Origin of the sequence: Actinomadura harenae (assembly GCF_003696215.1) — a bacterium.
In the GTDB taxonomy this organism is placed as follows: Bacteria; Actinomycetota; Actinomycetes; order Streptosporangiales; family Streptosporangiaceae; genus Spirillospora; species Spirillospora harenae.
In genome coordinates this window covers 75,844-86,390 of record NZ_RFFG01000033.1, presented here as the reverse complement: position 1 = coordinate 86,390, position 10,547 = coordinate 75,844, and the positions used below count along the sequence as shown (strand labels likewise).

Sequence of the window (10,547 nt, the reverse complement as noted above, 5' to 3'; positions counted from 1 at the left end):
CCTACCGGCGGCCCCGCAACGGCAGTGAACTCCTCGCCTGGCAGGTCGAGTTGAACACCGTCCACAAACGCGTCCGGGCACGTGTCGAACACGCCTTCGCCCACATGAAGTGGTGGAACATCCTGCGGAACTGCCGCCGCAAACGCGACGGCGTGTACCACGCCACCCGCGGTATCGCCCTCATGCGCAACCTGGCCATGACCGACTGAACCAACAACCGGCACGACACCCCACCAACAGGCCCGCCGCAACATCCCCGACCTGCATGCCCTGATCATTACGGGACAACCTTTACACCACCGAACACGCCACTCGTTCTCGGAGCTCGCTCGGAGAATCAACCCGATCGTACGCGGCTGGATGCAATACTACGGGGCATTCTATCGCTCTGCACTGTATCCTCTCCTATCGCGCATCAACTCCTACCTGGTGCGATGGATCCGCAAGAAGCACAAACGACTGAGGGGAATGAAGAAGGCCATGAAGTGCTGGCACGGGGTGACCAGCGGGTAGCCCCGAATGTTCGTGCACTGGAAATGGGTCTCCTCAGTCCCCGGCACCTGGTAGCCAGAATGACAAGAGCGGAATGACGGGAGACTGTCACGTTCCGTTCTGTGGGAGCCCGGGGGTGAAATTCCCCCGGGCGACCCGACCGAGTGCTGGTATAACCCATTCAGACGGCATTCCAGTATCGGAATGCTGAGCCCGGTCGCTTACGAGGAGCAGTACCACACCGCCCAGCGTGTGACCTGACCCATCTCACCGCACGTGTCCGTGCTACGGGGGGAACCTCACCGACCCGCTTTTCGGGGGCTGGGGCACCAACCCTGATCTTGACCTCACCTCGTTCACGTGAGAAGCGGGGCAGGCGGTGATCACCGGCCCCCTCATCGCCACCGACTCCGTCCGCTGAGTGCAGCGAAGGTGAGAAGCCGGAGGGGCTGTCAGCCGCCGAGGCGCGGCCCGCCGCCAGCGCGGTCGGAGCGTCCGGCGTGGGCACCGGTCACCGACCCCGCGTGCCCTGCCGGGCATCGGCGACGGCCCGGCGCGGCTTCCCGGCCAAGGGTCGTCCGCCAGGGCGCCACCGCCCCACGGGTATCGGTCGCGGGCCGCCGGCCAACGGGCACTCCCGCGCGAAACTGTCTGTCACGGGTACGCGCTTTGCGTGGGAGCACCCTCCGGACAGGTTCGCTCGTCTGTAGCGGTCCCCGCCGGAGCCGTCCTGATCAGCGGGTCGTCTCACCAGTTTGCGGATCGTGGATCACCAAGCAGTGCTCTCGCGCCAGCGTCACCATGTTCTGCAGGGCGCTCCCTTCAGCGCTGAAGGCGAGGGACAACGACACGAAGTAGGGGGCGAGGTCTTCGCGCCCCCACGGCTGTCGCCAGCCAAGGTCGGGTGCCCATGGGGCGATCCGGTCGGCGAGGTCTGGCCAGCGGCCCAGCAGCTCCGAGCGGAAGCGCTCGACCTCCGGGCTCGGGGTCACCCCCTCAACATCCTCGTCAGCGAGTTGATCGCAGATCTCATCGGGTTCGCCGGTCGCGGACTTCCAGAAGTACAGCTCATAGGACACGGGTGTATCGTCTTTCCTCAGTTCAAGGGTTCTGAAGATGTTGCGCGGCTCAATTCTAGAGGGCATCCAATCCTCTCACTGAGGTGAGCCGCGCTCATTTCAGTCCAGGCATATATGCTTGGACTGATGGAGGTGAGATTGAAGCTTCCATCGCAAATATTCCAGGTGTCGAGATCGTGGAATCTTGATCAATAACGAGGATCTTGCACGTCTTTGATGGGCGCATCGGGGCGGATGTCAGTGAGGATCAGGCGGATTTATGGAAAACTGTAGTCTGCTATGGGGTGACGATGGGAGGCGTGAGATCGATTGTGTTCTGTGGCCGACTGTGCGGGGTGGTGATCCCTGCTCCTCCTCGGGCATCTTTGATCTCCTGGGGTCTGGGTGATGGGCTATGTGAGCCCCTATGTGTACCAGCTCATCGAGTCGTCGTGGGGCATCATGGTATCGATCACTGCTGCGGCAAGGGTTGGAGATGGTGAAGCGGGTGAACCTGTATTGGCAGATGGTTCGCTTCGCTTGGCTTTCTCTGGAGCCGCAGAGAAGCTCTCGGATGACCTAAAAGGGGAAATTGCATCAGGGTTGGCGCGTGTTGCCCCAAGGGTCGCTCGGGTGACTGACTCGCTCCCAGTTCTGATAGAAGTTAGCGACATCTCGTACATGGAATCTGACTTCCAAATTGAAGGTCTGTCTGTCGCGATGCTTCGCTGGGCCGAGAATGAATTTGGACTGGACGAGCAGAAGATCTTAGCTTCGTTCGATCGGGGCTCGAACCGGTATAACTTCGATTTCGGAACGGTTGCGTAAGTCGCTCGCAGGCGCCATGGTTCGGCAGGGCCGCCGGACTGGAGGCGTGAGGCGGGTCCCGACCAGGGCTGGCATCTGGGCGCATCGGGCCGGGCGCCCGTTCACGTGAATCTGCTTGTCGCAGTGTCTCGTCGTTCTCGCTAACGAGCACTCCGGGCGGAGGGGTGGGCGCACGTGGATCCGGGGCCGGTCGATCCATCCACGATCCGGCCGGACGGCTACTGGCTGTAGGAAACTGGTGGAGGCGTGGCGTTGAAGGTCTTGCGTGAAGATTCGACTGGGGAAATGGAGCTTTCTGGGACTCGCTCCGAGCTGCTGGCTTTGGCTCGGGAGTTTCGGAGGGGGCGAGGGGAAGTCCGAATTCCGAAGGTCTCAGATCCAGCCCCGTACGGCAGGTCGTTGTCGCGGATCGATTTTCGGCAAGCGAGTGGGAAAGTCGGAATCTCTTCTTCGGGGGACGGCGAAGTCATGGAGGTTCAAGGCGGGCTGGATTCTCTTGCTCTACTTGCCGATAACATCGAGGGTTTCGCCTTGGAGGCAGACCAAGGCGACCACCTCCATGTGGATCACTTTCCGGAGCATGACTATCTGGCCGAGGGGTCAGATCCGCTTGTGGTCTGTATCGACGGCGATGCGCCCAAGTCGTCTTGAGGCGACTTTGGCGCAACTAATTCGGCAGCGAAATCGCCAAATTTCTGTGGCTATGAAGCTGCCCCACCGGATCCATTCGGTGGGGAAGCTTCGGTGTCTGACGGCAACGTCCGCGGACGGGTATTTCGCGAAGCAGCGGATCGTCGCCATCGTCGGGTTCGGCGGAGACTCTCGAGGGCTGCACAGCGCGTGGCCGAGGAGCTTTGTGGCGTCGCGCTGGAGTCGGACGTGGGTGTAGACGGTGGCGGTGACGCCAATGTGAGCGTGGCCGAGGAGTTCCTCGATGGCGACGAGGCCTACGCCCTGTTCCAGGAGAAGCGTCGCAGTCGAGTGTTGAAGGTCGTGGAAAGGGATCTGGCGGAGTCCCGCTCGGAGGTTCCCTCCCGTCGTTGGCCGTCGGCTGGAGCTCTGGGCTGGTCGTGATCGTTTCCGGATAGGGTGGGGCCATGCTTTGACGCCTGCCCGGTACTCGGGCTCCTCCGCGATTTCCTTCGTCCATCGCATCTGATTTGAACTGACGAAGGAGAGTATTCCGTGACCAGGTCGATCTCTATCGAGGTTCCGGATGCGTTCGCCGCGTCTTATGGCGCGCACGGCGCCGAGGCGCGGGCGTGGATCGCCGAGCTGCCCAGGCTGGGTGGTGAGTTTTTGGACCGCTGGGGGCTGCGGCCTGACGGGCCGCCCGCACATGGCATGGCGTCACTCGTCTTGCCTGTGGTTCGGTCCGACGGAACTCCCGCCGTCTTGAAGCTTCAGCAACTGCGGGAGGAGACCGTCGGCACCGTGGCCGGCCTGCGAGCGTGGAACGGCAACGGGATCGTGCGGCTGCTCGACTATGACGAGAACAGCGCCACGCAGTTGTTGGAGCGGCTGGACACGGCCCGGCCCCTGTCCTCGATCGCCGACGAGACCAGGGCCCTTCAGATCCTGGCCGAACTGATGGCACGGCTGACTGCGGTGCCTGCCCCGACGGGTCTGCGGCGGCTGTCCGACCTTGCCGCCGCCATGCTCGACCAGGTCCCGCAGGCGGTGCCGGTACTGCGCGACCCTGCTGAACAGCGACTGGTGCGCACCTGTGCGTCCGCTGTGGCCGAGCTGATGGGTGAACCTGGCGACCGCCTTCTGCACTGGGATCTGCACTATGACAACGTTCTTGCCGGAGAGCGGGAACCCTGGCTTGCGATCGATCCCGAACCGCTGGCCGGCGACCCGGGATTCGAGTTGCTGCCCGCATTGGACAATCGGTGGGACGAGGTGGAGGCGACCGGTGATGTGACTCGCGCGGTGCTCCGGCGCTTCGACCTGCTGACCGAGGTCCTCGGCCTGGATCGGGAACGGGCGACCGGTTGGACCCTCGGCCGCGTGCTGCAGAACGCTCTGTGGGACACCGAAGACGGCAAGACGACACTGGAACCCGTCCAGGTCGCCATCACCACGGCTCTGCTGAGCCGGTCATAGGAGCTTGCGTGTCGAGGGCGGGGCCGCCTGCCTGCCCCCGGGCTGCGGCGTCCGCAGATCAGCCGACGGCATGCCACGCCCAGGCGGTGGAGTCCCTGTCGGGCTGGAAGAGTTCGCGCCGCGGGTGACACGGTCGGCGGTGTTGAGCCGGTCGCATGCCTCCCTGAGTTTCGGGAGGCTGCGCCGCCCTCCGTCCATAGGAATCTGTCTCTCGGACTTGGCGTCGGAGATTTCGATAGCAATGGAATGATCATCGGGTGCGTGGGATTGATGAGCTGATCAATGTGGATGACCCGGCTTGGCCTGAGCTGCAGGAGTTGGTCGCGGCCGGTGCTGTTCCGGTGAAGGTGCTGCCCGTTGACCGAGGTGAGAGCCGCCGGTGCCTGGTGCAGATGCAGGTCACGGCGCGGTCGGTGCTCGGCGCCGTGGTGCTGAACAGTGGCGGCCTGGTCCTGGATGATGGATGGCTGCGTGTGTTCGGCGGCGGGTCGGGTGAAGGCGGCGGCAGTCTGCCGAGCCTTGGCCAGGTCAATGAGTTTCCTGCCGACTTCGATCCCGCCTGGCATCCGGCGAGGGGTCTGGTCGTCGGCCATGACGTGCTGGGTGGGGTGTTCGTGCTGAACGGGCATGACCCGGAAGCGGCGGGTCGGCCCGGTGCTCCAGGCCAGATGACCTACTTCGCCCCCGACACGTTGGGGTGGGAGGCGTTGGAGGTGGGTCACTCGGCATGGATCTCCTGGATGCTGTCCGGCGGGCTGGAGAAGTTCTATGAAGGGCTGCGCTGGCCAGGCTGGCGCGAGGAAGCGGCCTCGTTGTCCTTCTCGCAGGGCATCTCGGTGATTCCGTTCCTGTGGTCGCAGGAGGCTCGAACGGATCTCGCGGCCACCAGTCGCCGGGCCGTGCCGATGCGTGAAGTCCTCGGCGTCGCCGCTGACTCCGCGCGGCAGATCGGCTCGGGCGATCCGGGATTCCTCGGCGCGGTATAGGTCAAGAGGCTGACCCTTCGACTTCGGTGGGAGAGCAAGTCTTCCTCTCCGGGGTTGGATGAGCCTGAGGTTTGTCGTGAGGGCTACTTCGGTGTCGGCGTCTGGGCGTTGAGGATGCGGTCTACGTCGTGGAGGTGGTGGTGGGCGTCGTGGGCGTTGTTTCGGGCGACGTCGGTGGCCTTTTGAGGGCCTCGGGTGGCGTGTTGTAGCACGATGTCGGTCGCCATCGCTTCCTCCACGGCTTCGGTCCATGCCCGTGAGGACCAGGTCAGAGACCAGAGGGCGGCGGCCAGTGCGATGTCTTCGTAGCGGCGTGCCGCCGCCAGGAGGTCCGGGTCGTAGCTGGGGATCTCCGTGACGCCGTTCGCGCAGGCGCCTTTCAGGCGTTCTGCCCAGGTTCGCAGGTTGTCGGCCACGTGGCTGACGTAGGCCGAGGGTGTCCAGTCGAGTTCAGCGTGGCGTTCACGGCCTGTTGCGTTTTGGAGTCGTTCCTCGAACTGGGCGGGGACGGTGCGTACCAGCGTCACCGCCTGGTCGGGTGTCAGGCCCCAATCGAAACCGCAGGCGCGGCAGGGGTCTCCGTACAGGTTCGCGCCCCATTTCTCCATGGGCATTGACGTCTCCTTCGGTTAGTAGGACTGGAGTTCCAGGAGGTTGCCGTCCGGGTCGCGGAGGTGGGACGAGCGGAGGTTCGGGCCCCACTCGGGACGGTCCGCCGGCGGGGCGGCGACCGTGGCGCCGAAGCTTTCGAGGGCCTTGGTGGCGGCGTCCACGTTGTCGACCTTGAAGACGAGCATGGAGCGGTCCTGGCCGGACGTCGCGGGCTGGGCGGTGGTTCCGGTCACGGTGGCGATGGCGGCGCGGCTGAACAGGGACAGGACGGCTTCGCCGTTCAGGTCCCAGTTCGCGTACGAGGCCGCGGGGAGGACCTTCACCGGCTCGATGCCGAGCAGCTCGCGGAGTGCGGCGGTGTAGAAGCGGGCGCAGGCGTCGAAGTCGTCCACGAGCAGCCGGGGGTAGAGGGTGTCCATGGCTCTCCCTATTCGTTGGTGGTTACCAATGATTGGTGTGCGCCTACTATACGGGTATGGATCGAGCAGCGCGCCGTACCCCGCCCCGGATGCTGGGCGTCACCACCTACGCCCTGGCCCGTGCCGGGCGCCTCGGGCGTGCACGGATGGCCGCCATGATGGGCGGGCGGGGCCTTGGGCTTTGGCATTTCGCTGTGTTGTCCGCGCTGGACGACTCGGCCGCCCCGCCGTCGCAGCGCGATCTTGGTGCGCGGCTCGGTATCGATCCCAGTGATCTGGTCGACGTTGTGGGTGCGCTGGAGGAGCGCGGATTGCTCGGGCGTGAGCGCGATCCGTCCGACCGGCGCCGTTACGTTGTTGCTCTGACCTCTGAGGGGCGGGTGGAGTTGGACGCCGTGGCCGAGCAGGCCGTTGAGCTGGACGCTGAGCTTCTCGCGCCGCTCGATGAAGACGAGCGGGTCGCCTTCGCGGGCATGCTTCGGCGCGTGCTCGACCACCAGGAGGGGCTTGCCTGAGCATGGGAAAGGCCCGGTTCCGGTGGAGTGCTCACCGGAACCGGGCCCTCGGCGTTCGTCAGTCGAACATGTCGGGCTGTTCGCGGACGATCTGGTCGTGCAGGGGCTGGTAGTTGATCCAGGCGACCAGGTCGTTGCCGATCTGCTGGTGGGTCAGCTCGGCGTTCTCCTTGCTGATGTGGACGACCTGGCCGGCGGCCTTCGCGAGGAGCTGCACCTGGCACGACCGCTCCATGGTGATGAACCACCAGGCGGCGGCGTCGACCGAGTTGCCGACGGTCAGCAGGCCGTGGTTGCGGAGGATGACGGCCTTGTATGAGCCGAGGGCGGCGGCGATGCGCTTGCCCTCCTCGGTGTCGGTGACGACGCCGGTGTAGTCGTCGAACAAGCCGTGGTCCTCGTAGAACGCGCAGACGTCCTGCGTGATCGGCTCGAGCTTCTGGCCGAGGGCCGAGATCGCGCGGCCGTGGGTCGAGTGGCTGTGCGCTGCGGCGACCACGTCCGGGCGGGCCTGGTGCACCTGGGAGTGGATCGCGAACGCCGCCTCGTTCACCGGGTAGCGGCCCTGCACGACCTGGCCCTGGTGGTTCACCAGGATGAGGTCGCTGACCTTGACGTGCTTGAAGGACATCCCGAACGGGTTGACCCAGAAGTGGTCGGTCAGCTCGGGGTCGCGGGCCGTGATGTGCCCGGCGACGCCCTCCTCGAAGCCGAACTTGCCGAAGATCCGCAGCGCCGCGGTCAGCCGCTCCTTGCGGTGCCGCCGCTCCTCCTCGACGGTCGCGAAGGTCTCCGGCAGGCGGAAGATCAGGTCCTTCGCCGGGAGCATCTTGTCCAGGAACTCTTCTTCGGCGGCCATGGGCGTCTCCTCGGGGTCGGTATGCCTCCACGAAAGCGCACCCCGGCCCGGTTCGCCTAGCCCGGCCGGGCCCAACGCGCGCGGGGGAGGTTGTCCGCCGCGGACAATCCGTCACCGACAATGGGTTCGTGGACGACTCCGACCGCTACCTGCGGCTGCTCCTAGACGGCGTGGCCGACCCCGGTCTGCTGGATGCCACGGTGCGCGCTGCCCGTGCCCGATCCGCGCAGGTCGGTGAGCTGCCCGAGGCGGAGGTCCGGCGGCACGTCCGGGCGCTGATCGAGGGCGTGCTGACCAGCCTCGCCGAGGGCGGCGGGGCCGACCCCGCCGCGCTCGACGCCGCAGGGCGGCTCGGTTCCGACCGGGCCCGGCAGGGCGTCCCGGTCGCCGCGCTCCTGGACGGCTTCCAGGCCGGGCGCGAGTACCTCGTCCGCCGGCTCACCACCGAGGGACGCCGTCAGGGTGTGCCTGATGGCGTCCTGCTGGACGGCCTGACCGCGATCGACGGTGTGACGACCGCGCTGGTCCACCGTATGGTCCACGCGCACCGGACCGCCGAGTTGGAGATGGCGCAGACGACCCGTGAGGGCCATGCCCAGCTGCTGCGTCGGCTGCTGCACGGCGAGCCCGTTCCGCGTCCGGCGCCGCTCGATCCCGCGACGGCGTACCACTGTGTGGTGTCGGAGGTGAGTGATCCGTCGGTGGCGTCGCGGTTGGAGGGTGCGCTGGCGGAGGCGGGGCCCGGTCTGTCCGCGCTGGTGGACGGCCGGATGGTCGCCCTCGTCGTCCGCCTCCCCGACCTGCCCGCCGACGCGCCGCTGATGGTCGCCGCGCCTCCGCGCCGTCCGGGTGAACTCGCGTCCTTGTACGCGCTGGCCCGCCGCGCCCTCGCTGCCGGGACGCACGCTGGGCTCACCGGGCTGTGGCACCTTGGGGACCTTGCCTTGCTGACCGCCACCGACGGCGAACCCGACCTCGGCCGCCTGCTTGCCGACTCCCTGCTCACCGCACTTTCCCCGGGCGACCCGTTCCACCGAGAGCTTGCCGAGACCGCCCTCGCCTACCTTGACCACGGCGCCCGCATCGAGCCGGCCGCCGCCGCCCTGCATGTGCATGGCAACACGGTCAAGTACCGGCTGCGGCGGCTGCGTGAGCTCACCGGCCGTCCGCTGACCGCGGCGTCCGTCCCCGAGACCGCGCACTGGTGGTGGGCGCTGCGGACCTGGCTGGACGCCGCGTCCCGCTGACCGGCGCACCGGCTCGATGCGCGCCGCGCTGGCCACGGATGATGAGATGGGACGACGCGTCCGGCATTCCGGTCGGTGGCGCGACGGCGACTCGGGGGAGAGTGACGAGGTGAAGGCACCGCGGCTCGGCACGGTGATGTGGCCCATCCAGTCCTGGAGGGAGACGGGCGGGCTGTTCCGGCGGGCGGAGGAGCTCGGCTTCGACACCGCCTGGATCTACGACCACACCGCCTGGCGCGGCCACACCCCCTGGTACGACGGGTACACCACGCTCGCCGCTGCGGCGGCCGTGACCTCGCGGATCCGGCTCGGCACGCTCGTGACCTCGCCGAACTTTCGCCACCCGGTCCCGACCGCGCACGCGATCAAGACCATCGACGACATCAGCGGCGGCCGCTACACGGCGGGGATCGGCGCGGGTGGCACGTCCCGGACGTCCGACGGCGGCCTGCTCGGCGGCCCGGACTGGACGCCCCGCGAACGCGCCGACCGCTTCGCCGAGTGGGTCGACCTGCTCGACCGGTCGCTGCGCGGCCCCGAGACCACCCACGAGGGCGGGTACTACAGCGCCCAGGAGTTCCGGGTCGGGCCCGGCTGCGTCCAGCGGCCGCGCGTCCCGTTCTACATCGCGGGTGGCGGCCCGCGCGGCATGCGCGTCGCGGCCCGCCACGGCGAGGGCTGGATCACCACAGCGAACGGCCCGCAATCGGACGACCCGTATGAACTGGTGCGAATCCACCTCGGTATGCTCGCCGAAGCCTGCGCGGCCGAGGGACGCGACCCGTCCACCCAGCGCCGCGTCCTGCTCACCGGCTTCACCGGAGAGCCGTGGCTGGAGTCGCCGGAGGCCTACACCGACCTCGCCGGACGCTACGCCGAGTTGGGCATCACCGACATCGCCCTGCACTGGCCCCGCCCCGACTCCGACTGGGACGCCGACATGAAGGTCTTCGAGGCCATCGCGGCCGACCACGCCCTCTGACCCGTCCTTGGGTGGGCCCGCCCCCGCGGGCCGTTCCGTTCGCGTTCTCTCCCCGAAGGTTGCTCGACATGCCCTATGTCCTCCTCGCCCTGGCCATCGTGTCGGAAGTCATCGCGACGCTGTCGCTGCGCGCGTCCGAGGGCATGTCCAAATTCGGCCCCGGCGTCATCGTCGTGGTCGGGTACATCGTGTCGTTCGCGCTGATGGCCAAGGCCCTGACCTCGCTGAACGTCGGCCCGGTCTACGCGATCTGGTCGGCGCTCGGCACCATCGGCGCGTTCGCCGGGGGAGTACTGCTGTTCAACGAGCCGATCCGTCCGCTCACCGTGGTCGGCGCGGTCATCATCGTCCTCGGCGTCATCGTCATGAACCTCGGCGGCGGGGTGAGCCCGGGCGGGCCCCCCCCCCCGGATAACACACACTGATTAGGCATGCGCCAC

Annotated in this window: 15 protein-coding genes; 10 read left to right on the top strand and 5 right to left on the bottom strand. The window is 67.0% G+C overall.

Annotation, left to right across the window (positions count from 1 at the left end; all coding sequences use genetic code 11):
* The coding region (locus tag EBO15_RS44270) for a transposase (RefSeq protein WP_325051918.1) at positions 1 to 209 on the top strand (209 nt) is incomplete at its 5' end.
* A 43-nt stretch (positions 210 to 252) separates the two neighbouring features.
* Entirely contained in the window at positions 253 to 513 is a 261-nt protein-coding gene (locus tag EBO15_RS47330) for a group II intron maturase-specific domain-containing protein (protein ID WP_122195892.1), read from the top strand.
* 713 nt (positions 514 to 1,226) lie between these two features.
* Here the strand turns inward: EBO15_RS47330 and EBO15_RS19785 are convergent.
* A complete protein-coding gene (locus EBO15_RS19785) occupies positions 1,227 to 1,571 on the bottom strand; it encodes a hypothetical protein (protein ID WP_122195891.1) in 345 nt (114 codons plus the stop codon).
* A 387-nt stretch (positions 1,572 to 1,958) separates the two neighbouring features.
* Between EBO15_RS19785 and EBO15_RS43660 the strand changes: the two genes are divergently transcribed.
* Positions 1,959 to 2,378, top strand: a complete 420-nt coding sequence (locus EBO15_RS43660) for a hypothetical protein (RefSeq protein WP_147481561.1) — start codon at positions 1,959 to 1,961, stop codon at positions 2,376 to 2,378.
* Between the two features lie 399 nt (positions 2,379 to 2,777).
* Complete coding sequence (locus tag EBO15_RS45365) at positions 2,778 to 3,029, top strand: Imm32 family immunity protein (RefSeq protein WP_199744669.1); 252 nt, start codon at positions 2,778 to 2,780, stop codon at positions 3,027 to 3,029.
* Here EBO15_RS45365 and EBO15_RS47325 read toward each other — a convergent pair.
* Entirely contained in the window at positions 2,979 to 3,533 is a 555-nt protein-coding gene (locus EBO15_RS47325; RefSeq protein WP_199744666.1) for a tyrosine-type recombinase/integrase, read from the bottom strand. The genes EBO15_RS45365 and EBO15_RS47325 overlap by 51 nt on opposite strands.
* Positions 3,534 to 3,563: 30 nt before the next feature.
* On the opposite strand from EBO15_RS47325, the gene EBO15_RS19770 reads away from it, so the two are divergent.
* Positions 3,564 to 4,487: an aminoglycoside phosphotransferase family protein gene (locus tag EBO15_RS19770; protein ID WP_122195889.1), complete on the top strand. Its 924-nt coding sequence runs from the start codon at positions 3,564 to 3,566 to the stop codon at positions 4,485 to 4,487.
* 257 nt (positions 4,488 to 4,744) lie between these two features.
* Positions 4,745 to 5,473 carry a DUF2625 domain-containing protein gene (locus EBO15_RS19765; protein ID WP_122195888.1) on the top strand — a complete coding sequence of 243 codons (729 nt, stop codon included), beginning with the start codon at positions 4,745 to 4,747 and terminating at the stop codon, positions 5,471 to 5,473.
* A gap of 83 nt (positions 5,474 to 5,556) precedes the next feature.
* Here EBO15_RS19765 and EBO15_RS19760 read toward each other — a convergent pair whose 3' ends face one another.
* Positions 5,557 to 6,087 (bottom strand): hypothetical protein, encoded by a 531-nt coding sequence (locus EBO15_RS19760; RefSeq protein WP_147481560.1) that lies wholly within the window; start codon positions 6,085 to 6,087, stop codon positions 5,557 to 5,559.
* A 15-nt stretch (positions 6,088 to 6,102) separates the two neighbouring features.
* The gene (locus EBO15_RS19755; protein WP_122195886.1) at positions 6,103 to 6,504 is read right to left on the bottom strand and encodes a VOC family protein; all 402 of its coding nucleotides are present in this window, start codon (positions 6,502 to 6,504) and stop codon (positions 6,103 to 6,105) included.
* An 89-nt stretch (positions 6,505 to 6,593) separates the two neighbouring features.
* On the opposite strand from EBO15_RS19755, the gene EBO15_RS19750 reads away from it, so the two are divergent.
* On the top strand, positions 6,594 to 7,019 hold the full coding sequence (locus tag EBO15_RS19750) for a MarR family winged helix-turn-helix transcriptional regulator (protein WP_158628285.1): 426 nt from the start codon (positions 6,594 to 6,596) through the stop codon (positions 7,017 to 7,019).
* Positions 7,020 to 7,077: 58 nt separating this feature from the next.
* Here the strand turns inward: EBO15_RS19750 and EBO15_RS19745 are convergent, their stop codons facing one another.
* Positions 7,078 to 7,878, bottom strand: coding sequence for a class II aldolase/adducin family protein (locus EBO15_RS19745; RefSeq protein ID WP_199744665.1), 801 nt, complete (start codon positions 7,876 to 7,878; stop codon positions 7,078 to 7,080).
* 128 nt (positions 7,879 to 8,006) lie between these two features.
* Here EBO15_RS19745 and EBO15_RS19740 point away from each other — a divergent pair, with 128 nt between their 5' ends.
* The 3 genes from EBO15_RS19740 to EBO15_RS19730 all read left to right on the top strand — a co-directional run bounded on the left by EBO15_RS19740 (position 8,007) and on the right by EBO15_RS19730 (position 10,532).
* Complete coding sequence (locus EBO15_RS19740) at positions 8,007 to 9,125, top strand: helix-turn-helix domain-containing protein (RefSeq protein WP_122195884.1); 1,119 nt, start codon at positions 8,007 to 8,009, stop codon at positions 9,123 to 9,125.
* A 109-nt stretch (positions 9,126 to 9,234) separates the two neighbouring features.
* Positions 9,235 to 10,107, top strand: a complete 873-nt coding sequence (locus EBO15_RS19735) for an LLM class flavin-dependent oxidoreductase (protein ID WP_199744664.1) — start codon at positions 9,235 to 9,237, stop codon at positions 10,105 to 10,107.
* A gap of 68 nt (positions 10,108 to 10,175) precedes the next feature.
* Positions 10,176 to 10,532 (top strand): DMT family transporter, encoded by a 357-nt coding sequence (locus tag EBO15_RS19730; protein ID WP_122195883.1) that lies wholly within the window; start codon positions 10,176 to 10,178, stop codon positions 10,530 to 10,532.
* Positions 10,533 to 10,547 lie beyond the last annotated feature (15 nt).